Genomic DNA, 23846 nt, shown 5'->3' on the forward strand with positions numbered 1-23846 from the left:
CGTAAGATCATTTATTTGAAATGACGTCACTCATGTATTGATGGAGATCACGCAGGTCCTTGACGTTCCAAGGGTGCGGCGGGATCTTCACGCCATTTTCCTGCAAGGTCCTTGGAATCAGGTTTCCATTTGGGCGAAGTATGATTGAAGAGACAATCACACCCGGGTAATCGGTCAGTCGTTTCTTGAAGGCGGGTGTCGTAAGGTCAGGGGTTGGCGGGTTGCTTTTCCTGGCCAACGGCCCTGTTCCCTTGATGTCCGCGCCATGGCATACGGCGCATCGCTGAAGATAGAGCGTTTTCCCATTGGCGTTGTCCGCGAAAGACGCTGACGCTTGTATGAATGACAATATGCCGAGTAGAGCGACGGATGATGTTTTGATGTTCATGTGACCGGTACAACTGAGTTGAATGACTGACGCAATCTTTTAATCACTTGCTCAATTGACGGCCCCTGAATGGTTGGCGGCGTTGTGCTCTCCCCAAACTCCCGCCAAATGAACAACGTCAGCTCCGCACCGTCGGTCAATGTCTGGGCATCCCCTTGATTCCCAAAGCTCTCCAGCAGCCTGTACCGCGTATCTTTCCAAAATAACGCCTCGACCCAGTCGTACACCGGGATGAAATGGAAGTGGATCGGGTAGCGGGGATCGTGGCCGAATCGGCTGATGTAAAGCCATTTGGGTTTGAGCTGTGTTTCAAGGACGCTCTGGATGTGTGCCATCAGGCCACCCAGCTCCGCTAACGCCGACGCGGGCAATTGGGCCAATGAGTTCACGTGAGCTTTGGCGCCGAGCATGAGGTAGCCGGGCAGGGCAGACGCCAAGTGATGGTTGACTGTCCAATGGTTCGTTTCATGGAGGATAAACGGTGGTGCTGGTTCCAAAGCTGACTCCCTGTCGTAGTGCGGTTAGGACCGATCCTTCAACTATGTAACATTTTTCAGCCGTGCGCTGACAGGCAAGATTGATGAGAACCTGTGGCGAGGGAGCTTGCTTCCGCTGGCCGCGAAGCGGCCCTTCGAACAAACCCTGAGATTTGGCTTGGTACACAGGTTTTCAGGACTGCTTCGCAGTCCAGCGGGAGCAAGCTCCCTCGCCATGGGGTTTGTGTCGGTCGGTGGACCGAGGTGTCAGCTTTTAGGGCCGCTTCGCGCCCCAACGGGGATAAATCCCCTCGCCACAAGAATGGTCAGTGGGATACCCGCCAATCCAATGGCTTTTGTGGCGAGGTTGCAACTACCCTTCGAACTCTGTCTTCAACATCGTCAAAAACGCTTCCCTGGCAGGATGCCGGCCAGCGTTTTCATGCCAGTAGAAAAGGTTATCGATGCCCGTCAGTTCAGGGAGTTCATACCCTGTCCAGCCAGCCCCCTGGCGGTATTGCTCATAGATCCCGCGAGGCACCAGCGAGACGCCGGCTCCGGCACTGACGCAGCCGACAATGGCGCCATAACTGGCGATGCTGATGATCGGTTGCACTTGGTCATGGCGCAGCAACCACTGCTCCAGGGCAAGGCGGTACGGACAGCCCGGGGGCCACATGAAGATGGCCTTGCCTTGCAGGTCGGCGGCGTTGCGCAAGGGGCCGTGGGATTCGGAGGCGATGAGCATCAGGTCTTCGCGGTACATCACGGCGCGCTTGAGCCCCGGCCGTTCCGCATCCACCGCCACGATCACACCGTCGAGCCGGTGGTGCTGGGTATCGTCCAGCAACTGTGCCCAAGTCCCCGTGCTCAGCTCCAGCGACACCTGAGGATACTGCGCGTGGTATTTGGCCAACAACTGCGGCAGGCGCCCCGTGGCGCTGGATTCGATGGCGCCTATGCGTAGCGGTCCGCTTGGCGTGTGGCTGGGGTTGATCGCGCGGCGGGCTTCTTCCGTCAGGCCGAGGATTTTTGTCGCGTATCCCAGGAACACCTCGCCCGCTGGGCTGACCCGCAAGCCGCGACCTTCACGAAAAAACAACGGTGTGCCCAACTCCCGCTCCAAGGATTTGAGCCGTGCCGTGATGTTGGACGGCACGCAGTGCAGCACTTCGGCGGCGCGGGCGATGCTGCCTGTGTCGCAGACGGTCTTGAGCATGCGCAGTTGGGACAGTTCCATAACTCACCCAAAGTGAATGGTTGGCTGAGTTTAAGTCACTTGTATTGAGGGTTGGTGGTTTTTGATACTGCGGCGTAATAGCCCAGGCGCTCAGTGCGCAGGAACTCTGAATGGAAACCCGTTGTATGCCGTTTGGCGGCTTGAAGAGCCCCAGCAGACCCCGCGTGAAAGTGATCCTGGCGATGATGTTCGTGATTCTTTGCTGGGCCTATTCGCCGATTGGTATTCGCATCGGCTTGCAGGCCTACGAACCGGGTCAGCTGGCATTGGTGCGGTTTCTCATCGCTTCAGTGTTCATGGCCGTCGTTGCGATGGCGAAGGGTATTTCCTGGCCGCGTCTCGGGGATTGGCCGTTGCTGGCGGTGTTGGGTTTCTTTGCCGTGAGTCTGCACCACATCGCCCTCAATTACGGTCAGCGGGGCGTCAGCGCTGGGGCGGCCAGTGTCCTGGCCCAGTCCACCCCTCTGTTCAGTACGTTGCTGGCGCATTCTGTCTTCAAGGAAAGAGTTGGCGCTTGGCAATGGGGCTGTGTCCTGTGCGGCTTGCTTGGCGCTGCCATAGTCGTCACGGGGGATCGAGGCTTGGGTGACATGGACGCCCGTGGGCTATTGATTCTGCTGGCGGCGCTGTCCTGGAGTGTGTATTTCGCTTTGCAGAAGCGCCATACCCATCGCTACGACGGTTTGACCCTGGTTTGTTACACCGTCTGGTCGGGCACGCTCGTGTTGTTCATTTTCGCGCCGGGCATGTTGAGCGCGGCACGACAGGCTTCGGCTTCGGTGAACCTGGCGGTGTTGGTTCTCGGTATTTTTCCCAGCGCGCTGGCGTACCTTGCTTGGGCCTACGTGCTGGCGCACAGCAACGTGAGCCGCGCTTCCATGGCGCTTTACCTGATACCGCCCACGGCGATGTCGATGGCTTCTTTGGTGTTGGCCGAGCGCCCGTCGATGATGGTGATTGTGGGGGCGGTGATTGTGTTGATGAGCGTGCTGGCGTTGAGTGTTGGGCCGGGTAATGGGGCAAAAGCCAGCTGATGCTGTCGTGGAGGGAGGTAATGAGGTTGGACGTTGTAGCGGCGCAGTTACGCCTACAACTTTTTCCATCCGCGTCCATCGGTCGTGCGGTAGGTTCCCCCTGTGGCACAGCACCCACCAGCCCCAAACGCCATTTTCCCCAGCTCAACCGTCACCCCATCCTCTCCCTTGCTCAGCGACTGCCGCGCGCAACGGGTGAAAAAAGGGTAGGGCTCGGTTTCCAGCACCACGGTCCAGGCTATGTCTTTCGCTGACTGGCCCTCGATCTTGTAAACCGCGCAATCGTGAACAACCAGGTGAACAGACTGCCCCGCAAGCGGGCCCTTGAAGACGAGTTCGGGTGGTGCGTCGAGCAGGGCGGTTTTCAGCGGGTCCGGCTCTGAAGCGTACTCGCAGGCCGCAAGCGTGCACATGGCGAGAACCAGGCCTGTCATCCGGATACGTTGCCGCATTATTTTTTGACCGAGTAATCCTGCCCCCACACCCGTACGGTGCTGACCGGCTCGTTCATGCCTTCAAACACGAACTTCTGGCGCACGGCGGTTTTCGGCGGGATGGTGACTTCATCCGGGTTGTCCAGGCCGGTGAGGCGGTTGGCGTAACCTGCTTGGTCAATGGCCAGCAGCACGCCCGTCTGGCCGAGGTTGATCAGGCGCAGTTGGGTGTCGGTGCTGTTTTTGAAGCCGAGGGTGACGCTGATGTTTTCGTCGCTGGGCTCCAGCTTCAGCACCTCGATGGCGATGCGGTCTTTCATTTGTTCGCCGGAGGCAACGATCGCGGCGCCGTCGGTGCCCTGCACCGACTCACGGCCATCGAGCACACCTTCGCTGACGCCGCCCAACAGGTTCTTGCCAGCGGTAATGAAGCTTGAGACGGCTGCCTTGGTCGAGTCCTTGATGAGGCTGCCGTCGGTTGGCTCGCCTTCGGCGAAGCACAGCGAGCTGAGCAAAAGGCTGGAGACGAAGAGGGTGGAGCGTGACGGCAGAAGGTTCATACCTGAGTCCTTGAGGGGGCAGCGACATCGCCCGTCAACAGGGCGAACGGCAATGATAGCCGTGATCATGGGCCGCTAGCGATCTGCTTCCTTGAGTTTTTCCGACATCTTCACCAGCGTTGCCAACGAGTCCGCATTCATCTTGCGCATCAACGACCCGCGCCGCACCTTCACGGTCACCTCGCTCAAACCCAGTCGGGCGGCCACCTGCTTGTTCAACAGCCCTGACACGACCAGGTCCATCACCTCGCGCTCGCCGTCAGTCAACGCGTCATGCCGACGTTTCAATGCGTTGACACTCGCCGCGGCCTTGCGCCGTTCCTGGTCGCGGTTCAGGCCCAGGGTGATTGCATCGAGCAGGTCCTGTTCGCGGAATGGCTTGGTCAGGAACTCCAGCGCCCCGGCCTTCATGGCTTTGACCGACATGGGAATGTCGCCATGGGCGGTGATGAACACCACCGGGACTTGGATATTCAAACGCGCCATTTCCTGCTGGAAATCCAGCCCACTCAGGCCCGGCATGCGCACGTCGAGGATCAGGCACGCCGGGACGTCCGGCCGTTCGGCATCCATGAATTCACGGGCCGAGCCGAAGGCCATGCTCGTCAGGCCCACGGAGGCCAGCAGGTCTTGCAGGGAGGCCCGCACCGAAGGGTCGTCGTCGACGATGAAGACCCTCGAGTCGGCCTGGTCATGCATGTCAGTCTGGCTCATCGGATTCCCTTGTGACGGCGGGCAGGGTGAAGTGAAACGTCGAACCTGACGGCGAATGGCTGGTGGCCCAGAGTCGTCCGTCATGGGCCTCGATGATCGAGCGACTGATGGCCAACCCCATCCCCATGCCGTCCTGCTTGGTGCTGTAGAAAGCGTCGAACACCCGTTCGCGGTCGCTGGCCGGCAAGCCATTGCCCTGGTCGGATACCGAAAAGAGCAGTTGCCCAGGCGATTCGAGCGTCACCTGAAACTGCAGAATCCGCTGGTCGACGTCAACCTGACGCATGGCGTCGAGCGCGTTCATCGCCAGGTTCAGGATCACTTGCTGGATCTGCACTTCGTCCGCCAGCATCGGCGGCAGTCCGTCCTGGACCTGCACCTGCACAGTGATGTTCTGCTCGTTCAGCTCGCCCGTCATCAAGCGCAACGCGGCATGGACCGTGTCGGCCACGTTCAGCCACTGCTTCGTCGGTGCTTGATGCCGGGCCATACCGCGCAACCGAGCGATGATGTCGCTGGCCCGGTGGGTGTCGGCGATGATCCGCTCCACCGCCTGCCGGGCCTTGGGCAGGTTGGGCGGCTCGGTCGCCATCCAGCGCAGGCAGGCACCGCCGCTGGCGGCCACGGCAGCCAGGGGCTGGTTGACTTCGTGGGCGATCGAGGCGGCGAGTTCGCCGAGCATGTTGATGCGGGCGATGTGCGCCAGGTGGGCACGGGTCTGGTGTACCGTGCGCACGGCGGCCGAGAGCCGCAGGGCCAGGTACGTCGTGCCGGCGATGGCCGCGAGGCTGATGAGCACGTTGATCAGACCGGCCTCCGTGTCGCCAAAACGCGTCAGCCGATAACTCAGGATCGTCAGGACCATGCAGATCAGCGCTACCCCTGCCACGGCGCGTGCCGGCAGGATTCTCACCGCGATCAGCACCACCACGATCTGGAAGACCCCGACCGCGATTTCCAGGTCGGTGACCGTATCGATCGCCGCGATGCCGAGGGCCAACCCCAGCAGGAGCAGCAGGCGCAGGGTCAACTGGGTTCTTCTCATTGAATGTCCATCGCGCATTGCTCCAACGACCGATCCACGCAGTTTATACCGCAGCACCTCAGGATGGATTGTCCAGGCTGAACTGATCGGCCACTTCGTCATAGGCGAACAACTCGGCGTAGCGCCCCCACTGCGTGACACAGTCCAGCGTAATGGCGGCGTCGTGCTCGGACATGAAATCTTCCAGTTGGTCACGGAAACGCCTGGCCGGTGCGGTGCGGGTGGGGCGGTCGTCCAGCACCCGGCGCACATGCCCCACCAACGGCACATATTTAAGCAGGTGCCGGGCAAACAGGTGTTTGCGCTCATCCACCGCTGACTCGGCGTAGCGCAGCCCGGCCGGCAGGAGGGTGATGTGGCCATCCTGCAGGTCGGCCAGGCGCAGGAGCTGCAACACCTCGGCGACCGGCAAAAGATCACTGGCGGTGTAGCGCAATGCGTCGGCGAGCTCGCGCAGATCCGCTTGGCCGGCAAACGGCTGATCCTGCACCGCTTCGATCAGCCCGGCCAGGGCATTGCTGGAAATCGACGGCAGGACCATGCCCACTCCGCTGCCTGCAAAGGTCTCCTGACGTGCGGAGCCGACATTCGCGCCGCCGGCCATCTGCACGTAAATGTGTTCGACCAGGGCTTGGAACGCCGGGTCGGCGCGATTGCGCGGCTGGCTGAGGTCCACGGCGATCTCACTCATGACCCGCCCCGGGTTGGAGGAAAAAATCAGTATCCGGTCACACATCAGCACGGCTTCTTCGATGTTATGGGTGACCATCAGGATCGACCTGATCGGCATGCGCCCCTCACGCCACAACTCCAGCAGATCGGTGCGCAGTGTTTCGGCGGTCAATACGTCCAGGGCGGAAAACGGCTCGTCCATCAACAACACATCCGGGTTGACCACCAGTGCGCGGGCCAGGCCGACGCGCTGGCGCATGCCGCCCGACAGTTCCTTGGGGAAGGCGCTTTCGAAGCCGTCGAGGCCGATCATATCGATGGCGGCCAGCGCCCGCCGACGTCGCTCAGGCGCCGCCACGCCCAAGGCTTCGAGGCCGATCTCGACGTTTTGCAGTACCGTCAGCCAGGGGAACAGGGCGAAGCTCTGGAACACCATGCGCACCGAACTCGCCAGTCCTTGGGCATTGGGCGGAAAATCCACCACCCCTGTGGTGGGCGAAATCAGGCCGGCGATGGAGCGCAGCAAGGTCGATTTGCCGGAGCCCGAACGCCCCAGCAGGCCGACGATTTCGCCTTCGTCCAGGCGCATGCAGACATTGTCCAGGACCCGGCGCTCGGCACCGCCGCCCGTGCCGTAGACATGGCCGACTTGCTGCACATCCACCAGGCAGCGTTTGTCTATCACTTGCATGAGATTGCCCTCAATCAATTCGAAGCCGACGTTCGGCGAAACCGTACAGCGGGCGCCACAGCAACCGGTTGAAACCGACCACGAAAATCGACATGACCACGACGCCCAGCGCCACCCGATGCAGATCCCCGGCCGTGGTGGCCTGGGCGATAAAGGCACCCAAGCCGGACGCATACAGATGCTGGTCGCCCCAGGACACCGCCTCGGCGACGATGCTGGCGTTCCATGAGCCACCCGCTGCCGTGAGGGCGCCGGTGATGTAATGAGGGAAGACGCCCGGCAGCGCGACCTGGCGCCACCACTGCCAGCCGCGCACGTGGAAGCTGCGCGCCGCCTCGCGCAAATCCGTCGGCAGGGCGCTGGCACCGGCAATCACGTTGAACAGGATGTACCACTGGGTGCCCAGGATCATCAGCGGCGAGAGCCAGACATCGGGGTCGAGTTTCAGGGCGACGATGGCGATCACCGCAAACGGAAACAGTACGTTGGCGGGGAAGGCCGCCAGCAATTGCGCGACGGGTTGCAAGCGTTCGGCCCAGCGCGGGTTCAAGCCGATCCAGACGCCGATGGGCACCCACACTACGCTGGCCAGCACGATGAGCACGCTGACTCGCAACAGGGTGGCCAGGCCCAGGCCGAAGGTACTGGCGACGTCGTCCCAGCCCAACGTGCTGCCAATGAAACGCGACAAGTACAGGATGCCGGCGATGCAGGCCGCGGCGACGAGGGCGAGCCAAGCCAGGTCGGCGGCGCGGCTGACGCGGGCGCTGGTCCTGAAGCGGATGGACGGCAGCCGCGGGATCTTTTCCAGAAACAACGACGCCTTGAGGCTGCCCAGCGCCAGCAGCACCAAGGGCACCAGGCGAGTCGAGCGCAGCAGGTCATAGACCCTGGACCGTGGGCGTTTCTGGGAGGCGGTCTGTTCAAAGCGGAATTTGTCCGCCCAGGCGACAATCGGCCGGAAAAACAGCAGGTCATAGGCAATGATCACCCCAACCATGGCCAGCACCGCCCAAGCGATCGCGGCGATGTTTTGCTGCTCGATCGCCAGCGCCAGCCATGAACCGATGCCCGGCAGGCTGACGGTGGTGTCGCCGACGGTAATGGCTTCGGACGCGACGACGAAAAACCAGCCGCCGGACATCGACATCATCATGTTCCACACCAGGCCCGGCGTGGCGAACGGTAGCTCCAACCTGACGAAACGTTGCCATGGTGAAAACGAGAACTGTCGGCTGACGTCATAGAGATCGTTGGGCACGGTTCTCAGCGACTGATAGAAACTGAAGGTCATGTTCCAGACTTGGCTGGTGAAGATGGCGAAGATGGCCGCGCACTCCACGCCGGTCTCCTTGCCCGGGAACAGTCCCATGAAGAACACAACGGTAAAGGTCAGGAAGCCCAGTACCGGCACGGATTGGAGAATATCCAACGCCGGCAGGATCACCATTGCCGCCTTGCGGCTTTTGGCTGCCAAGGTGGCAATGACCAGGGAAAAAACCAATGAAACAAACAAGGCGATGAACATGCGCAACGTGGTGCGCAAGGCATATTCCGGCAGGTGCACCAGATCCAGGGACAGTGGCGAAGCATCCAGCACGCCGAGGGGCTGGTTCATCTGATCCAGGCCATGGAATACAAAGGCAGCCAAGAGCACCAGGAGGCCCAATGACGCTATGTCGGCGCGCCAGGAATGGGCAGGGAGTTGTTCTCTGTTTTTGAAGGGCGTCAATGCAGGTGCAAGGAATGAAGGGCGCATGGATCACCTCTATCTAAGCTTTGGAAATCAGGGCTGCGACCACACTGGCGATCATTGGAAGTCATGAAGTTGAAGCGCACTTGAGCGGGGGCGTTAAGTACCCGGCAAGATTAAGTGGTGCCCGGGTTGATGACCACGCTGACTTGGGACATGAAAATATACGTTGGTATATCCGTTCCCTTCGGTGAGAGAACTCTGCGGCAGGGCTTTATCTTTTGTTGCCCACTGAAATTGTGCGAGGAGGGTGGAGGGGCGTTCGTCTGATCCGTATTTTCCTGCGCCAGGTGCCTCTGTAATGAACCCGGGCCCGACCCCAGAATAACCACGCGGTTAGCCTAGTGAGCTACCCGTGTACTGCAATTTTTTGGTCCAGGAGTGCTCATGGCGAAGATGGCGATTTTTCTAGGTGGTTTTTTGGCACTGACGCTTCTGATCGGCGTGCTGGCGACGATTTCGCCCGTATAGGCACAAGCGGTTGAAGCTTCTGTGACGAGGGATTGTTCCTCGCCACAACTCCACTGTGGGAGCGAGCTTGCTCGCGATAGCGGTGGTACAGCTTGCATCCATGTTGAATGGTCCGCCGCTATCGCGAGCAAGCTCGCTCCCACAGGTTTTGATTGCCTTTTTAATGCTGTTACCGATGCAAGATCACCTGGGCGATTTCCTGCAATCCCATCACCCGTTGCGCCGCATTGAGTTTGATCGCTTCCTTGGGCATGCCGAAGACCACGCAACTGGCTTCGTCCTGGGCCACGGTGGCGGCGCCGGCGTCGAGCATTTCCTTCAGGCCGCGGGCGCCGTCGTCGCCCATGCCGGTCATGATGATGCCGGTGGCGTTGCGGCCGGCGAATTTGGCGACTGAGCGAAACAATACATCCACCGAGGGGCGATGGCGGTTGACCAGCGGGCCGTCCACCACTTGCACGTGGTAGAACGCGCCGCTGCGGGTCACCATCATGTGTTTGCCGCCCGGGGCGATGAGCGCCAGGCCCGGGTGGATGCGGTCGTTGTTACGGGCTTCGCGCACTTCGATCTGGCACAGGCTGTTGAGCCGGGCGGCGAACGAGGCGGTGAACTTCTCCGGCATGTGCTGAACGATGACGATGCCCGGGCACACCCGTGGCAGGGCGGTGAGCACCGCTTCCAGGGCCTGGGTGCCGCCGGTGGAGGTACCCAGGGCGACGATGCGTTCGGTGGTCTGCGCCATGGCATGGCCGTTGGCGGCGGGCAGCATGGCGTCGGCGGTGAGTTTGATCGCCGGCGCCAGCGCCGTCGGGGCGGGACGCTTGCCGAGGTTGCGCACATTGACCTGGGCGGCGGCACGGATCGCCGACACCAATTCGGGCGCCGACTCCAACAGAAAGTTCTTCAGCCCGGTGGTGGGCTTGGTGATGATTTCCACCGCGCCTGCGGCCATCGCCTGCAACGTCGTTTCCGCCCCCCGGGGCGTCAGGGATGAACAGATCACCACCGGGGTGGGGCGTTCGCTCATGATTTTCTTCAGGAAAGTGATGCCGTCCATGCGCGGCATTTCCACGTCCAGCACGATCACGTCGGGCCATTCCTTGGTCAGTTTGTCCATGGCGAAAATCGGGTCGGACGCCGCGCCCATGACGTGGATGTCCGGTGTCTCGCTGAGAATCGCCAATAACACCTGGCGAACCACGGCAGAGTCATCCACCAGCAGTACATTGATCTTTTTTGACATGGTCAGTGCCGGGTCCTTATGGGTTGGTGCCTGACCCACACATCGCCGCTGCGCAGGTCGAAGATGATGCTGCGGTGGCCGGTGCTGCCCATGTCCTGGGCGATCAGGTCGAGGCGATAGAGGGCGGCCATTTCCAGCGCGGCGTTGACGTTCAGTCGTGCCACATCGCCGTAGGGCACATGGCGTTGCAGTTCGGGGAACATCTCCCCGCCGCCGAACAGCTTGAGTTGGTAGTCCTCGGGGGCGGTGCGGTGCGCCCGGGCCTGACGGATGAACAGTTCGATGGCTTCGTCGGCGTAGAGGCCGTTCAGTGCGGTGGAGCAGCGCACTCGACTGGGCAGCATGAAGTGGCACATGGCACCGATCCTGCGTTCGGGGTGCCACAGCGTGATCGCCACGCAAGAGCCGAGAATCGTGCGCAGGCGAGTCGGGCAGGTGGCGAAGCGAAACTCCCCTGGCGCCAGGTATTCCTCGGCCACTGCTCTGATGGCGGCGTTCATGGTTTGCGGTAAATCGAGGGCGCCACCAGTTTCAACGCATCGGACACACCGTTGAGACTCTCCGAGTGGCTGACGATGAAATACCCGCCGGGCTTGAGCCGGGGGATCAAGCGGGCGACCACTTTGCTTTTGGTGGGTTGGTCGAAATAGATCATGACGTTGCGCAGGAAGATCACATCGAACTCCCCCAGCTCCGGCAAGGTGTCGTTGAGGTTGACCTGGATGAAGTTGACCCGGTTACGTAACGCCCGGTCGATGAGGAACGTGCCTTGCTGGCTGCCGGTGCCCTTGAGGCAGTATTTCACCAGCAGCGGCTGGGGCAGGGTACGGGCGCGTTCCATCGGGTAATGCCCGGAGCGCGCCTTGGCCAGCACCTGGCTGCTGATGTCCGAACCGATCACTTCCCAGGGCGTGGTGCCCAGCCCTTCGGCCAGGGTCATGGCCAGGCTATAGGGTTCTTCCCCGGAAGAGCTGGCGGCGCTCCACAGGCGGAAGGTCTTGCCCGGCGTTGCGTGGGGCAGTACGTGTTGGCGCAGGAAATCGAAATGCTTGGGCTCGCGGAAAAAGTAGGTCTCGTTGGTCGTCAGCAGGTCCAGCGCCACTTGTAATTCATCGGTGCGCTGGCCGTTCATGATCAGCTTGAAATACTCGCCGTAGCTGTCCAGCTCATAGTGCTTGAGGCGCTTGAACAGGCGCCCGGCCACCAGGGCTTTCTTGGCCTCGGACAGGCTGATGCCAGCGGCCTGGTACAGCCAGGACTGGAACTGGCCGAATTCTCGGTCACTGAGCGCCAGCGCGTTCGCCGTGCGTTCCTTGCAGGTATCGGTGTTCACGGGGCATCCACTTCCAGCGCGTTCGGGCTGGCTTCGGCGAGTTGGGACATTTCGTCGATGGACAATACGCGGTCCACCTCCAGTACGATGACGAACTTGCCATCGACCTTGGCCATGCCACTGATGAAATCGGCCCGGATCTTCGCGCCGAAGCTCGGTGGCGGCTCGATCTGCGAAGCCGGGATCTCCAGCACCGCCGACACTGTGTCCACCAGCAGACCAATGTCCTGGGCCTGGCCGTCGGCGCTGGACGCCTCGATGATCACCACGCACGAGCGCCGGCTGATCGCTGAATTCGGCCGGCCGAAACGGGCCGACAGGTCGACGACCGGCACGACCGCGCCCCGCAGGTTGATCACCCCGCGCACGAAGGTCGGCATCATCGGCACGACGGTCAGGTTGCCGTATTCGATGATTTCCTTGATGCACAGGATGCCGATGGCAAACATCTCCGTGCCGAGCATGAACGTCAGGTATTGCGCTTCTTCCTCGACCGCGATGGCGGTCTGACGTGTGGTCGCGATGGCGCCCATTGCTTTTTCTCCTTTAAGCAAGCCTGTGGAACCGGGCCATCAGAACCGGGTGAATTCCGATTCGTCCGGGGCGGTAGCCATGTTGTAGGCAAACGCCTTGGGCATGATCGGTGCCGGTGCCCGCGTCGGTTTGCGGCCGGAGGAACCGGGAGTGTTATCGACCCTGGCAACTTGCACAGCGGACTTGGGCGGCGTGTCCAAGGTGAAGAAGCTCATGGCCTGTTGCAGCTGTTCGGCCTGGCTGCTCATCTCCTCGGCGGTGGCGGCCAGCTCTTCGCTGCTGGAGGCGTTCTGTTGGGTCACCTGGTTGAGCTGGGTCATGGCGGTGTTGATCTGCGCCACACCGGCGGCCTGTTCTTCGGAGGCGGCGCTGATTTCCTGCACCAGGTCCGAGGTCTTGTTGATCGAGGGGACCATTTCGTTGAGCAGGTTCCCAGCCTTTTCCGCCATATCGACGCTGCTGGAAGACAGCTCGCCGATTTCCTGGGCGGCCACCTGGCTGCGTTCGGCCAGCTTGCGCACTTCGGCGGCGACCACGGCGAAGCCTTTGCCGTGTTCACCGGCGCGGGCTGCCTCGATGGCTGCGTTGAGCGCCAGCAGGTTGGTCTGGTAGGCGATGTCGTCGATGATGCTGATGCGCTGGGCGATTTTCTTCATCGCCACCACGGTCTGCTGCACCGATTCGCCGCCGTCGGTGGCTTCCTTGGCGGCTTTGCTGGCCATGCCATCGGTGACCTTGGCGTTCTCGGTGTTCTGGTTGATGCTGGCGCTCATCTGCTCGATGGACGCGCTGGTTTCCTCGACGCTGGCCGCCTGCTCGCTGGTGGCCTGGCTCATCGATTGCGCGGTGGCGCTGACTTCTTCGGAGGCGCTGGCCAGGTTGTCCGCGGCGTTACGCACTTCGCCAATGATGTGCGAGAGCTTGCCGACCATGTTCTGCATGGCGTTGAGCACCATGCCGGTTTCGTCCTTGGAGCCGCCTTCGATTTTTGCGTTCAGGTTGCCTTCGGCCAACTGCTCGGCGACGGTCGCAGCCTGTTTCAAGGGGCGGGAGATGATGCGCGAGATGAACAGCGCCAGGCTCAGGCCCGCCAGCAGGGCGGCAATCAGCACGACAATGATCGACAGGCGCGATTTTTCAAACAGCGCTGCGCCACGCTCACTGGCGGCGGCGGCGCCGGCGTCATTGAGTTCCACCAGTTTTTGCAGGTCGCTGACCACCAGCTCGAATTGACGCTTGGATTCGCCCTTGAGCAGTGCATGGGCTTGCTCGGTCAGGTTTTGCCGAGACAGTGCAAGCAGGTCCTTGCTGACTGCGAGGTAAGCGACCCAGTCATTGCGGGTGGTTTCGAACAGCTGGCGGTCCTCTGCATTGGAGAGCAGTTTTTCATAGGTCGCCAGGCGTGTCTCGAAGGCCTTTTTGGATTCTTCGGCTTCTTGCTCGATGGTGGCGCGTTCCTGTTCGGAATCGGCGGTAATGTGGCGGTTTTCCTTGAGGCGGTAGTTTGCCCCGTAGAAACGCATGCCCGAGGCAGCACGCATGGATGGCATCCAGTTTTCCCGGATCTCGACGGTGGTGCTGTTCACCTCGCCCAGTTGGATGATCGCGAACACCCCCATGACGGCTGTCAGGGCCAGCACCACAAGAAATGAAGTGATCAGTTTGGTGGCGATTCTAAGATCGTAGAACCATTTCATTGGGAAGTACCTCTCCATGGAAGTGCTAAAGCGTCAGCGAGCGTTGGCTTGTTGTAATTGAGTCGGGGTGTAGCGGTTTTCTGTCTGGGCGATCTCGGTGAGCAGCGCCGGTACGTCGAGAATCAACGCCACGGCGCCACTGCCCAGGATGGTCGAGCCACTGATGCCGCGAAGGGCGCCAAACAGCTTGCCCAGCGGTTTGATCACGGTCTGGAATTCACCCAGCAAGTCATCCACCACCAGCCCGGCCTTGAGTTCGGCGTAGCGCACCACCACCACGTTCTGCCGACGCGCGGCCGGGCCTTCGTGGCTGAAGTGATCGCGCAGGTAGACCAGGGGCAGCACCTCGCCGCGCAGGTCGAGGTAGCCTTGCTCGCGGCTGGCGAGCCCATCGTCTTCGCTCAGCTCGATGCATTCCTGGACCATGTCCAGCGGTATCACATAGGTCGACTGACCGATGCCCACCAGGAATCCATTGATGATCGCCAGGGTCAGTGGCAGGCGGATGCGCACCACGGTGCCCTTGCCGGGCTGGCTGTCCAGGTCGACGGTGCCGCGCAGCAGGGTGATGTTGCGCTTGACCACGTCCATGCCCACGCCCCGCCCCGAAAGGTTGGTCACGGCCTGGGCGGTGGAAAAGCCAGGTTCGAAAATCAGGTTGTAGATTTCCTGGTCGGTGGGGCTGGCACCTGGCTGCACCAGGCCACGTTCCTGGGCCTTTTCCAGGATCCGGTCACGGTTCAGGCCGGCGCCGTCGTCGGCGATTTCCAGCACGATGCTGCCGGAGTCGTGATACGCGTTGAGGTGCAAGTGCCCCTTGACCGGTTTGCCGGCCGCCAGCCGCGCCTCGGCGGTTTCAATGCCGTGGTCCATGGCGTTGCGCAGCAGGTGCATGAGTGGGTCGCCGATTTTTTCCACCACGGTCTTGTCCAGCTCGGTCTCCGCGCCGCTGATGATCAGGTCGATATCCTTGCCCAGTTCCTGGCTGACATCGCGCACCACCCGACGGAAGCGGTTGAAGGTTTCGCCAATGGGGATCATGCGCAGGCGCAGGGCGCCGTCGAGAATTTCTTCCACCAGCCCGGAGACCGACGAGGTGGCTTCCTGCAACGGGTCGTTGTGGCAGGTGCGGGCCAGCAGGCTGGCGCCGGCGCTGGCAATGACCAGTTCGCCCACCAGGTTGATCAACTCGTCGAGCTTGTCGGCGTTGACCCGTACGTAGGTGTCCTTGGCCTTGCTGTCGCTGGTCACCGCTTGTTTGTCGGTGGCGATCTGGGCGGGCATGCGCGGCGTCTTGCGCTGGTCGGACAGCAACTCGCCGGTGGCGACCAACGCAGTGGTTTCCTCGGCCGGTTCCGGTGATGTGGTCATCAGGCCGGTGTTGGCCGGGGGGGCGATGTCGTCATCCTGGGCAACGATCTCGATCTCGCAGTCTTCCCGGACGAAATCGAACACTTCGTTGATCGCCCCGTGGCTGGCGGCCGAGCGAAACGCGATGTCGAAGCCCAGGTAGCAGGACTCGGCGTCCCAGGCATCGGCGGCGGGCAGGGTGTCGGTCAGGGTGGTGAGGTCGACGATTTCACCCAGGGTTTGCAGGTAGCGCAGGAACGACAGCGGGTCCATGCCATTGCGGAACACGTCCTGGCCGAAACGCAGGGAAAGGTGCCAGAGGCGCATTTCGCCAGGTTCGCGGGTTTCGGTGTCCCGCGCAGGCGTTGGGGCCGTGGCCGGCGAGGGCGCTTGGTATTCCTGCAGGATCTGGCACAGCTCCACTTCCCGTTGCAGGGCCGGTGGCGGCAGCGCTCCGCCCTGGTTGGCGGCCACGTTGATCAGTTCCAGCATGTGGTCGCTGGACTTGAGCAACACCGCAATCAGGCCGGCGTCCACCTCGACGCTGCCGTTGCGCAGGCGGTCGAGCACGTCTTCGACGATGTGGGTGAAGCTGACGATCGGTTCCAGGCCGAACAGGCCGGCCGACCCCTTGATCGTGTGGGCCGCCCGGAAGATCGCACCGATGGCGTCATCGTCGCCGGGGTCGGTTTCCAGCTGCAGCAGCGACTCTTCCATCGCCTGCAGCTGTTCCCGTGCCTCGACGATGAAGGTCTGTTGTGCCTGATCGAGATTGATGCTCACGCTCATTTCCTTTGTCGTGTCCGACGTCCTAGGCAACCAGGTTGCACAGGGCAAGTGTCTCCGTGACGGCCTGGCTTTGGCCGGTAAGTGTCAGTTGGGTCCCGGCCCGGGAGGCCTCGCGCTGCACCATCAGCAGCAGTTGCAGGCCAGCGCCGTCCATCTCGGTGATCTGCGACAGATCGAGGGCCATTCGCGGCGTTGCCCCCAAGTGCGGCAGCCACTGCGCGGCCAGCTCGGCCGCGGTGTAGATCGTCAGCTCGCCGTCGATGTGCACCTGGGCAGTGTCATCCCGTGTTTCGTAGTGCAACGGCATGGGAGCCTCCTGCTATCAAGGAAGAATCAGCTTGGATACCGCCGCCAGCATCTGCGCCGGCTGGAACGGCTTGACCACCCAGGCCTTGGCCCCGGCGGCCTGGCCTTCCTGTTTCTTCGATTCCTGGGATTCGGTGGTGAGCATGATGATCGGCGTGAACTTGTAGCTGGCCAGCTTCTTGACCTCCTTGACGAAGGTGATGCCGTCCATGTTGGGCATGTTCACGTCACTGATGATCAGGTGCACTTTCTGGCCGTTGAGCTTGCCCAGCGCGTCCTTGCCATCGCTGGCTTCGATCACGTCATAGCCGGCACTTTTCAACGCGATGCCGACCACCTGCCGAACGCTCGCGGAGTCGTCGACAACCAATACACTTTTAGCCATGAGCGGCTCTCCTAAAAGAAGGTTATTTCCTGTGAAGTCTGTTGCGCGCTCGAGTCGCCGTGGTGATTGCGGCGTTGCTCGTCGGTGGCGTAAGTGGTTTCCATGCGCGCCAGCCATTGGCGGGCATCGATGGAGACGGCCTGGTCGGGCGACTGACTGGCCTGCTGCAGATGCACATGCAGGTCCTCTATGTTGTCGCGCACGTGGCTGAGGATCTGGCTGACCCGATCCTGGAATTGCAGGCTGACCAGCACCTCGGTGAGTTCATCGCGGATGCCGAAGCTTTCCCGTTGCAGCATGTCGGCCGAGTCGGCCAATCGGCCGGTGACACTCTTGAAGCGCTCCAGCACCTGCTGGATGCTTTGCTCGGAAGCACTGACCGAATGGCTGTCCTGGTCCGCGCCGCTGGAAGCGGCATGCACCAGTTGGGTGATGGCGGTGTTGATGATGTCGACCTTGGCCGACATCTGCTGGCCGGTCTCGCTGGACTTGCTCGAGAGGCTGCGCACGGCGTCGGCCACCACCGCAAACCCACGCCCGGCCTCGCCGGCACGGGCGGCTTCGATGGCGGCGTTGAGGGCCAGCAGGTTGGTCTGCGCGGCAATCGCCGCGACGTCGGCGGCCATGGTCCGCAGCTCGCCGGTATAGGCCGTCAGGTTGCGCACCTGGGCCAGGGTTTCGTCACGGCTGGCCTGGGTGGCCTTCAGGGAGTCGATGACCTTGACCAGTTCACCTTCGCTTTGGGCCAGCACCTGCACGGCGCCGCCAGCGCTGCCGCCGGCCAGTTCACCGGCGGCCAATTGCGAGGCTTGCACGGTGTCTTCCAGGCGTGACGAAATGCCGGTGAAGCGGCCGGTCAGGGAAACGATCGCGGTCTCGGTCTGCTGCCGGGAGCTTTCGACCTGCTTGGCCCAGATCGGCATGGCACCGAGGATGACGTCGTTGAGTTGTGCGTGGGTTTTATGGGCCTGGTGCTCGCTGCCTTGCAGGTCGTGGTGGGCGATGGCGGCGGCGAGGGCGCTGTCGAACTGTTGGCGTTGCGAGCGCGCACCCCATGCGCCAGCACCGACGCCCAAGACCAGGATCGCCACACTCAAACCGATGTTTTGCCCACTCGTGCCATTGAGCGCCAGCACGCCAATGCTCGCGGCAATGGCCACCAGCACGGCGCTCCAGAGAATGCGTGGTTGTGCTCGGGAAAGGGAATGACCGTGAGAGTACGACGTCATGGTTCGGTCCTTGAACAGTGGTGCTGACAGGTAATTTGCGAATAACTGGTTATCTGCAAAGCCGGCATGGTCTTGAGGACCAGTCGTCCGATTTCGATAAAAATAATGGCACAGTGCTATCTAAGGATAGACGAGATCGGGAAATTGTCGAGGTGGCCTGACCTATGGAGATCCCCTGGCCAGGGCGCTAGCCCCCGGTGGACTGCGCTGTAGGAGCTGCCGAGCGAAGCGAGGCTGCGATCCTTCCAAGGCTCGTTGAATATCCAGTGGAAGATCAAAGATCGCAGCCTTCAGCAGCTTCTACAGCGCAGTCAAGCGCCCTCGTCACGAAAACGGACATCTTCTGAAACAGAATCGATGGATTGAGCTAAATTACCCCGCATCGGATTTTCGAACTGCCATCAGAGTCCCCATGCCGACCCAGCCCCTCTGGAAAACCTATCTCCTGTTCCTGATCCCCATGGTCCTGTCCAACTTCCTGCAGTCCATGTCCGGCACGTTCAACAGCATCTACATCGGCCAGATGCTCGGCACCCAGGCGTTGGCGTCGGTGTCGGGCATGTTTCCCATCGTGTTTTTCTTTATCGCCTTGGTGATCGGCCTGGGCGCGGGGGCGGGGGTGTTGATCGGGCAGGCCTATGGCGCCGGCGAAACCGGTACGGTGAAGGCGATTGCCGGTTCGACCTTGTTGCTGGGGGCGATCATTGGCCTGGTGGCGGCGGTGCTTGGCAGTGTCTTCGCGCGTCAGGCGTTGCAAGGGCTCGGCACGCCGGCCGATGTGCTAGAGGACGCCGTTTCCTATGCCCGGGTCATGCTGTGGATCCTGCCGATGTTGCTGGTATTCGTGCTGTTCACCCAGTTGCTGCGCGGGGTGAGCGATACGGTGTCACCGATGTTGGCGCTGCTCGTGTCCACCAGCGTCGGGCTGCTGCTCACGCCAGCGTTGATCCGCGGCTGGCTGGGGTTGCCGCAGATGGGCATCCAGAGCGCGGCATGGGCGGGGCTGGCGGGGACGACGTCGGCGATGCTGATGCTGGCGTGGCGCCTGCGTCGCCGCGAGCATGCCCTGGCGCCGGACCGTGCGTTGTTCGCGGCGATGCGCCTGGACAGGGACATCCTCGGCAAGGTGTTGCGCATCGGCCTGCCCACGGGGTTGCAGATGGTGGTGATCTCGTTGTCGGAATTGGTGATCCTGGCGCTGGTCAATCGCCACGGCTCCCAGGCCACGGCGGCCTACGGCGCGGTGACGCAGATCGTCAATTACGTGCAGTTTCCGGCGCTGTCGATTGCCATCACTGCCTCGATCCTCGGCGCCCAGGCCATCGGTGCCGGCCGCCTGGAGCGCCTGGGGCCGATCCTGCGCACGGGGCTTGCATTCAACCTCTGGCTCACCGGTGGGCTGGTGCTCCTGGGCTATCTGTTATCCCACTGGCTGCTGGGGCTGTTCATCACTGATCCGGCGGCCCGGGTCCAGGCCGAACACTTGCTGCATATCATGCTCTGGAGCTTGCTGGTGTTCGGCTTCCAGGCGATCGTCGGCGGCATCATGCGCGCCAGCGGCACGGTGCTGGTGCCGGTCGCCATCTCGATTTTCTGCATCGTCGCCGTGCAAGTGCCGGCCGCGTATCTGCTGGACGCGCACTTCGGGTTGCAAGGGGTGTGGATGGCGTTCCCGGTGGCTTACCTGAGCATGCTGTTGTTGCAGACGCTTTACTACAAGCGGGTCTGGCAGCATCAGCCGATCGAGCGGTTGGTGTAATCAACCCACCACCGGCCCCTGTGGGAGCGAGCTTGCTCGCGATGGCGTCGGCACATTCGGCATCGATGCAGGCTGATCCACCGCTATCGCAAGCAAGCTCGCTCCCACAAGGGTTCGGTGCCTGGCGATGTTACAGTGGTCGTTACCCGTCATGCCGCTACCGAGGATCCGATGCCAGCCAGCCCTCTACCCAACCTTGCTTACCGCGCCTTCCTCTTCGACATGGACGGCACACTGCTCAACTCCATCGCCGCCACCGAGCGGATCTGGACACGCTGGGCCCTGCGCCATGGCTTGGACGTGGCGACGTTCCTGCCGACCATCCATGGCGTGCGCGCCATCGACACCATCGCCCGCCAGCACCTGCCAGGGGTGGATGCCCAGGCCGAGGCCGAGCAGCTTACCCGGGAAGAAATCGAAGACGTCGAAGGGGTAGTGCAAGTGCCCGGTGCGCTGGCATTTCTGAAAAGCCTGCCGCCAGAGCGATGGGCAATCGTCACCTCAGCGCCCATGGCATTGGCCTTGCGGCGTATGGAAGCGGCGGGGATCCCGCGCCCGGCAGTGATGGTGACCGCCGAGGATGTGAGCGACGGCAAGCCCGACCCCACCTGCTATCGCCTGGCGGCCGAGCGCTTGCAGGTGACGCCCCAGGAATGTCTGGTGTTTGAAGACGCCGAGGCCGGTATTCGGGCAGGCGAGGCCGCCGGGGCCGATGTGATGGTGGTGACGGCAACGCACACGCATCCCGTGGTCACCCTTCATCCGCAGATCAAGGACTACCTCGGGCTAGGCATTGAGGTGGATGAGGCCGGCCTGATGCGACTGCCTTCGATGCTATGACCGCCGCGAAACTCCTGTGGGAGCGAGCTTGCTCGCGATAGCGGTGATTCAGCCTGCATCAGAGCTGAATGTACCGGCGCTATCGCGAGCGAGCTCGCTCCCACAGTTTTTTGAGTCATTCACCGGCATTGCAGCCACCACAAATCCCCCCTGTGGGAGCGAGCTTGCTCGCGATAGCGGTGGATCAGCCTGCATCAGAGCTGAATGTACCGACGCCATCGCGAGCGAGCTCGCTCCCACATTGGATCTGTGGTCCTCAGAGAGGTCAGGTCACCACGCGATAACACGGCACATACGCCGCGCCGCCCGGCAGTTTCATGCGGTGTTGGGCGACGAAGGCCTGGAGCAGGCGGTCGAGGGGTTCCATGATGGCGGCGTCGCCGTGGATCTCGTAAGGACCGTGTTCTTCGATCAGGCGGATGCCCTTGTCCTTGACGTTACCGGCCACGATCCCCGAGAACGCCCGGCGCAGGTTGGCGGCCAGTTCGTGGGCGGGCAGGTCGCGGCTCAGGCCCAGGCTGGCCATGTTGGCGTGAGTCGGGTCGAACGGGCGCTGGAAGCCCTCGTCGATCTTCAGCAGCCAGTTGAAGTGGAAGGCGTCGTTGCGCTCGCGGCGGAACTGCTTGACCTCCTTGAGCCCCTGGGTCATCTGCCGGGCCACTTCGGCCGGGTCGTCGATGATGATCTGGTAGTGCTTCTGCGCGGCCTCGCCCAAGGTCGCACCGACAAACGCATGCAACTGGTCGAGGTACGGCGCGGCGCTTTTCGGCCCGGTGAGTACGACGGGGAAGGGCAGGTCCTCGTTGGCCGGGTGCATCAGGATGCCCAGCAGGTACAGGAACTCTTCCGCCGTACCGGCGCCGCCCGGGAAGATGATGATGCCATGGCCGACGCGCACGAAGGCTTCCAGGCGTTTCTCGATGTCCGGCAGGATCACCAGCTCATTGACGATCGGGTTCGGCGCCTCGGCGGCGATGATCCCCGGCTCCGTCAGGCCCAGGTAGCGACCACCATGGATGCGCTGCTTGGCGTGGGCGATGGTGGCGCCTTTCATCGGGCCTTTCATCACGCCCGGGCCGCAGCCGGTGCAGATGTCCAGGCTGCGCAGGCCCAGTTCGTGGCCGACCTTCTTGGTGTATTTGTATTCTTCGGTGTTGATCGAGTGACCGCCCCAGCACACGACGATTTTCGGCTCCACGCCAGGGCGCAGGGTGCGGGCGTTGCGCAGCAGGTGGAACACGTAGTCGCTGATGCCCTGGGACGAGCTGAGGTCGATGCGCTGGCTGTCCAGTTCGTTCTCGGTGTAGACGATGTCGCGCAGGGCACTGAAGAGCATTTCCCGGGTGCTGGCGATCATTTCGCCGTCGACGAACGCATCGGCTGGCGCGTTCAGCAGCTCCAGGCGTACGCCCCGGTCCTGCTGGTGAATGCGGATCTCGAAGTCCTTGTAGGCTTCCAGGATGGTCTTGGCGTTATCGACATGGGCGCCGGTATTGAGAATGGCCAGGGCGCACTGGCGAAAGAGGGTATAGATGCTGCCGGAACCGGCTTCGCTCAGTTGCTGGACTTCGCGCTGGGACAAAGTCTCCAGGCTGCCCTTGGGGCTTACCGAGGCGTTTATTACATGTCTTTGAGTCATTCAGCTTTCCTTGAAAACGATGCCATGCACACGACGACGGCATCTTGAAAAAAACGTCCACGCCGAAAGATCGCACGATCCTTGCGCTATCGCCATGGACTTCGATCCGGGCCCGGCGAGTCGGCGGCCATACAAAATGAGCCCCAGCATAGCTAAATCGACCGGGCAGGCGATAATGCGTGACTCTTTTGATGCCGTACAAGGAAATTGCGCCGCGATGTTCGAGATCAAACCGTGGGATGGCGACACCTACCGCAGGCAGACCCGCCGCAGCACCCTGATCATCGCGGTGGTGTTCCTGGCCCTGGCGATGCTGCTGTCCAGCCTGGCCGTGACGCTGTTGGGTACGCCCGCAGGTGATAACTTTCGCTTCAACCTCGGCGGGGTGATTGTCGCCGTGTTGGCGATGGCTGTGCTGATGCGCCAGTATTTCTGGTCGCAGCCGTGGATGGCCGCCGCGGTGTACGGCTGGCAGCTCAAGCGCAGCCTGATGAAAATCACCAATGTGATGCACCAGGTGACGGCCGGTGTGCAGGCCCGGGACCCCACCGCCATGAAGCTGCTGCGCTTCTATCACCTGGGACTGGCCCAGATGCATCAGCTGGACGCCAACTCCAGTGCCCAGGGCTCCCTCGCGCGCGAAGCCGACGCGCACCTGGCGAACATGCAGGCGCTGGGCCTGGACACCGAACAGTCGCGCCTGGACCCAAGCTGGGTCGAGACGGTGAAGCAGGCGTATAACGCCGGTTGAGCGGTCAGAGGGTGCCGATGCGGTCCAGCTCGGCTTTCAGGGCCTGGGCGTCCAACTGGTCGAAGGGCAGGGCGAAGAAGGCCCGGCAGCGGGCTTCGATGCGGTCCAGCGTGCTGTGGAACGCCTGGCCGACCTGATCATCGTTGCCTTTGACCTCCGACGGGTCCGCCAGGCCCCAGTGGCTCTTGAGCGCTGGGCCGAAATACACCGGGCAGGCCTCGTTGGCGGCGTTGTCGCACACCGTGATCACGACGTCCGGCGGGCTGCTTTCGAAAGCGTCGTTGCCCTTGCTGCACAAGCCTTTGATACAGACCCCGGCCTCCTGCAAGGTGCTCAGGCTGCGCGGCAGCACTTGGCCCTTGGGAAAGCTGCCGGCGCTGACGGCTTCGAACCCGGCCGGGGCCAGATGGTTGAACATCGCTTCGCTGAGAATGCTGCGGCAGCTGTTGGCGGTGCACATGAAGAGGACTTTCATCGATTCGGTTCCGATAGGCGCGGGGTGGGTTGTGCCGG

Annotated in this window: 24 protein-coding genes; 4 read left to right on the forward strand and 20 right to left on the reverse strand. The window is 62.1% G+C overall.

Annotation, left to right across the window (positions count from 1 at the left end; translation table 11 throughout):
- Positions 1-7: 7 nt before the first annotated feature.
- From BLQ55_RS12105 to BLQ55_RS12115, 3 genes are all read right to left on the reverse strand, one after another.
- A complete protein-coding gene (locus tag BLQ55_RS12105) occupies positions 8-388 on the reverse strand; it encodes a c-type cytochrome (protein WP_092253997.1) in 381 nt (126 codons plus the stop codon).
- A complete protein-coding gene (locus BLQ55_RS12110) occupies positions 385-885 on the reverse strand; it encodes an HIT family protein (protein ID WP_092253999.1) in 501 nt (166 codons plus the stop codon). Before BLQ55_RS12110 ends, BLQ55_RS12105 begins: the two co-directional genes overlap by 4 nt.
- 352 nt (positions 886-1237) lie before the next feature.
- Positions 1238-2104: a LysR family transcriptional regulator gene (locus tag BLQ55_RS12115; RefSeq protein ID WP_092254001.1), complete on the reverse strand. Its 867-nt coding sequence runs from the start codon at positions 2102-2104 to the stop codon at positions 1238-1240.
- Positions 2105-2214: 110 nt separating this feature from the next.
- On the opposite strand from BLQ55_RS12115, the gene BLQ55_RS12120 reads away from it, so the two are divergent.
- The gene (locus BLQ55_RS12120; protein WP_256326564.1) at positions 2215-3138 is read left to right on the forward strand and encodes a DMT family transporter; all 924 of its coding nucleotides are present in this window, start codon (positions 2215-2217) and stop codon (positions 3136-3138) included.
- 53 nt (positions 3139-3191) lie between these two features.
- On the opposite strand, the gene BLQ55_RS12125 is transcribed toward BLQ55_RS12120, so the two are convergent.
- From BLQ55_RS12125 to BLQ55_RS12195, 15 genes are all read right to left on the reverse strand, one after another.
- Complete coding sequence (locus tag BLQ55_RS12125; protein WP_218130107.1) at positions 3192-3590, reverse strand: hypothetical protein; 399 nt, start codon at positions 3588-3590, stop codon at positions 3192-3194.
- The gene (locus BLQ55_RS12130; protein ID WP_092196722.1) at positions 3590-4132 is read right to left on the reverse strand and encodes a hypothetical protein; all 543 of its coding nucleotides are present in this window, start codon (positions 4130-4132) and stop codon (positions 3590-3592) included. Before BLQ55_RS12130 ends, BLQ55_RS12125 begins: the two co-directional genes overlap by 1 nt.
- 75 nt (positions 4133-4207) lie before the next feature.
- Positions 4208-4846 (reverse strand): response regulator transcription factor, encoded by a 639-nt coding sequence (locus BLQ55_RS12135; protein WP_092196719.1) that lies wholly within the window; start codon positions 4844-4846, stop codon positions 4208-4210.
- Entirely contained in the window at positions 4833-5891 is a 1059-nt protein-coding gene (locus BLQ55_RS12140) for a sensor histidine kinase (protein WP_092254003.1), read from the reverse strand. Before BLQ55_RS12140 ends, BLQ55_RS12135 begins: the two co-directional genes overlap by 14 nt.
- Positions 5892-5949: 58 nt before the next feature.
- Positions 5950-7254, reverse strand: a complete 1305-nt coding sequence (locus BLQ55_RS12145) for an ABC transporter ATP-binding protein (protein ID WP_092254005.1) — start codon at positions 7252-7254, stop codon at positions 5950-5952.
- 10 nt (positions 7255-7264) lie between these two features.
- Positions 7265-9013: an ABC transporter permease gene (locus tag BLQ55_RS12150; protein ID WP_092196709.1), complete on the reverse strand. Its 1749-nt coding sequence runs from the start codon at positions 9011-9013 to the stop codon at positions 7265-7267.
- A 634-nt stretch (positions 9014-9647) separates the two neighbouring features.
- Entirely contained in the window at positions 9648-10721 is a 1074-nt protein-coding gene (locus BLQ55_RS12155) for a protein-glutamate methylesterase/protein-glutamine glutaminase (protein ID WP_092196704.1), read from the reverse strand.
- Between the two features lie 2 nt (positions 10722-10723).
- Positions 10724-11221, reverse strand: a complete 498-nt coding sequence (gene cheD, locus BLQ55_RS12160) for a chemoreceptor glutamine deamidase CheD (RefSeq protein ID WP_092196701.1) — start codon at positions 11219-11221, stop codon at positions 10724-10726.
- Positions 11218-12054 (reverse strand): CheR family methyltransferase, encoded by an 837-nt coding sequence (locus tag BLQ55_RS12165; RefSeq protein WP_170847538.1) that lies wholly within the window; start codon positions 12052-12054, stop codon positions 11218-11220. Before BLQ55_RS12165 ends, cheD begins: the two co-directional genes overlap by 4 nt.
- Complete coding sequence (locus BLQ55_RS12170) at positions 12051-12587, reverse strand: chemotaxis protein CheW (protein WP_063320600.1); 537 nt, start codon at positions 12585-12587, stop codon at positions 12051-12053. Before BLQ55_RS12170 ends, BLQ55_RS12165 begins: the two co-directional genes overlap by 4 nt.
- Positions 12588-12626: 39 nt before the next feature.
- The gene (locus tag BLQ55_RS12175) at positions 12627-14285 is read right to left on the reverse strand and encodes a methyl-accepting chemotaxis protein (protein WP_092254007.1); all 1659 of its coding nucleotides are present in this window, start codon (positions 14283-14285) and stop codon (positions 12627-12629) included.
- 33 nt (positions 14286-14318) lie between these two features.
- Positions 14319-16418, reverse strand: a complete 2100-nt coding sequence (locus tag BLQ55_RS12180; protein WP_092254068.1) for a chemotaxis protein CheA — start codon at positions 16416-16418, stop codon at positions 14319-14321.
- Positions 16419-16446: 28 nt separating this feature from the next.
- Positions 16447-16731 carry an STAS domain-containing protein gene (locus tag BLQ55_RS12185; RefSeq protein WP_092196691.1) on the reverse strand — a complete coding sequence of 95 codons (285 nt, stop codon included), beginning with the start codon at positions 16729-16731 and terminating at the stop codon, positions 16447-16449.
- A 15-nt stretch (positions 16732-16746) separates the two neighbouring features.
- Positions 16747-17115, reverse strand: a complete 369-nt coding sequence (locus tag BLQ55_RS12190) for a response regulator (RefSeq protein WP_003203044.1) — start codon at positions 17113-17115, stop codon at positions 16747-16749.
- A gap of 11 nt (positions 17116-17126) precedes the next feature.
- On the reverse strand, positions 17127-18344 hold the full coding sequence (locus tag BLQ55_RS12195) for a methyl-accepting chemotaxis protein (protein ID WP_092254009.1): 1218 nt from the start codon (positions 18342-18344) through the stop codon (positions 17127-17129).
- 412 nt (positions 18345-18756) lie between these two features.
- Here BLQ55_RS12195 and BLQ55_RS12200 point away from each other — a divergent pair, with 412 nt between their 5' ends.
- Positions 18757-20103, forward strand: coding sequence for an MATE family efflux transporter (locus BLQ55_RS12200; RefSeq protein WP_092196685.1), 1347 nt, complete (start codon positions 18757-18759; stop codon positions 20101-20103).
- A 171-nt stretch (positions 20104-20274) separates the two neighbouring features.
- Positions 20275-20943: an HAD family hydrolase gene (locus BLQ55_RS12205; RefSeq protein WP_092254011.1), complete on the forward strand. Its 669-nt coding sequence runs from the start codon at positions 20275-20277 to the stop codon at positions 20941-20943.
- 265 nt (positions 20944-21208) lie between these two features.
- On the opposite strand, the gene ppnN is transcribed toward BLQ55_RS12205, so the two are convergent.
- Positions 21209-22582, reverse strand: a complete 1374-nt coding sequence (gene ppnN, locus BLQ55_RS12210; protein ID WP_092196679.1) for a nucleotide 5'-monophosphate nucleosidase PpnN — start codon at positions 22580-22582, stop codon at positions 21209-21211.
- Between the two features lie 217 nt (positions 22583-22799).
- Here ppnN and BLQ55_RS12215 point away from each other — a divergent pair, with 217 nt between their 5' ends.
- A complete protein-coding gene (locus tag BLQ55_RS12215; protein ID WP_092254013.1) occupies positions 22800-23333 on the forward strand; it encodes a DUF3087 family protein in 534 nt (177 codons plus the stop codon).
- Positions 23334-23337: 4 nt separating this feature from the next.
- Here the strand turns inward: BLQ55_RS12215 and BLQ55_RS12220 are convergent, their stop codons facing one another.
- Positions 23338-23808 (reverse strand): arsenate reductase ArsC, encoded by a 471-nt coding sequence (locus tag BLQ55_RS12220; protein ID WP_092254015.1) that lies wholly within the window; start codon positions 23806-23808, stop codon positions 23338-23340.
- Between the last annotated feature and the right edge of the window lie 38 nt (positions 23809-23846).

The organism is Pseudomonas sp. NFACC13-1, assembly GCF_900104425.1.
Lineage (GTDB): Bacteria > Pseudomonadota > Gammaproteobacteria > Pseudomonadales > Pseudomonadaceae > Aquipseudomonas > Aquipseudomonas fluorescens_AA.

Coding starts and splice junctions, on each gene's coding strand:
- BLQ55_RS12185 (WP_092196691.1), bottom strand. CDS start 16,731: ATGCCGTTGCACTACGAAACACGGGATGACACTGCCCAGGTGCACATC.
- BLQ55_RS12215 (WP_092254013.1), top strand. CDS start 22,800: ATGTTCGAGATCAAACCGTGGGATGGCGACACCTACCGCAGGCAGACC.
- BLQ55_RS12115 (WP_092254001.1), bottom strand. CDS start 2,104: ATGGAACTGTCCCAACTGCGCATGCTCAAGACCGTCTGCGACACAGGC.
- BLQ55_RS12170 (WP_063320600.1), bottom strand. CDS start 12,587: ATGGGCGCCATCGCGACCACACGTCAGACCGCCATCGCGGTCGAGGAA.
- cheD (WP_092196701.1), bottom strand. CDS start 11,221: ATGAACGCCGCCATCAGAGCAGTGGCCGAGGAATACCTGGCGCCAGGG.
- BLQ55_RS12135 (WP_092196719.1), bottom strand. CDS start 4,846: ATGAGCCAGACTGACATGCATGACCAGGCCGACTCGAGGGTCTTCATC.
- BLQ55_RS12105 (WP_092253997.1), bottom strand. CDS start 388: ATGAACATCAAAACATCATCCGTCGCTCTACTCGGCATATTGTCATTC.
- BLQ55_RS12155 (WP_092196704.1), bottom strand. CDS start 10,721: ATGTCAAAAAAGATCAATGTACTGCTGGTGGATGACTCTGCCGTGGTT.
- BLQ55_RS12205 (WP_092254011.1), top strand. CDS start 20,275: ATGCCAGCCAGCCCTCTACCCAACCTTGCTTACCGCGCCTTCCTCTTC.
- BLQ55_RS12125 (WP_218130107.1), bottom strand. CDS start 3,590: ATGCGGCAACGTATCCGGATGACAGGCCTGGTTCTCGCCATGTGCACG.
- BLQ55_RS12220 (WP_092254015.1), bottom strand. CDS start 23,808: ATGAAAGTCCTCTTCATGTGCACCGCCAACAGCTGCCGCAGCATTCTC.
- BLQ55_RS12175 (WP_092254007.1), bottom strand. CDS start 14,285: ATGAAATGGTTCTACGATCTTAGAATCGCCACCAAACTGATCACTTCA.
- BLQ55_RS12140 (WP_092254003.1), bottom strand. CDS start 5,891: ATGAGAAGAACCCAGTTGACCCTGCGCCTGCTGCTCCTGCTGGGGTTG.
- BLQ55_RS12145 (WP_092254005.1), bottom strand. CDS start 7,254: ATGCAAGTGATAGACAAACGCTGCCTGGTGGATGTGCAGCAAGTCGGC.
- BLQ55_RS12120 (WP_256326564.1), top strand. CDS start 2,215: ATGGAAACCCGTTGTATGCCGTTTGGCGGCTTGAAGAGCCCCAGCAGA.
- ppnN (WP_092196679.1), bottom strand. CDS start 22,582: ATGACTCAAAGACATGTAATAAACGCCTCGGTAAGCCCCAAGGGCAGC.
- BLQ55_RS12190 (WP_003203044.1), bottom strand. CDS start 17,115: ATGGCTAAAAGTGTATTGGTTGTCGACGACTCCGCGAGCGTTCGGCAG.
- BLQ55_RS12130 (WP_092196722.1), bottom strand. CDS start 4,132: ATGAACCTTCTGCCGTCACGCTCCACCCTCTTCGTCTCCAGCCTTTTG.
- BLQ55_RS12200 (WP_092196685.1), top strand. CDS start 18,757: ATGCCGACCCAGCCCCTCTGGAAAACCTATCTCCTGTTCCTGATCCCC.
- BLQ55_RS12150 (WP_092196709.1), bottom strand. CDS start 9,013: ATGCGCCCTTCATTCCTTGCACCTGCATTGACGCCCTTCAAAAACAGA.
- BLQ55_RS12195 (WP_092254009.1), bottom strand. CDS start 18,344: ATGACGTCGTACTCTCACGGTCATTCCCTTTCCCGAGCACAACCACGC.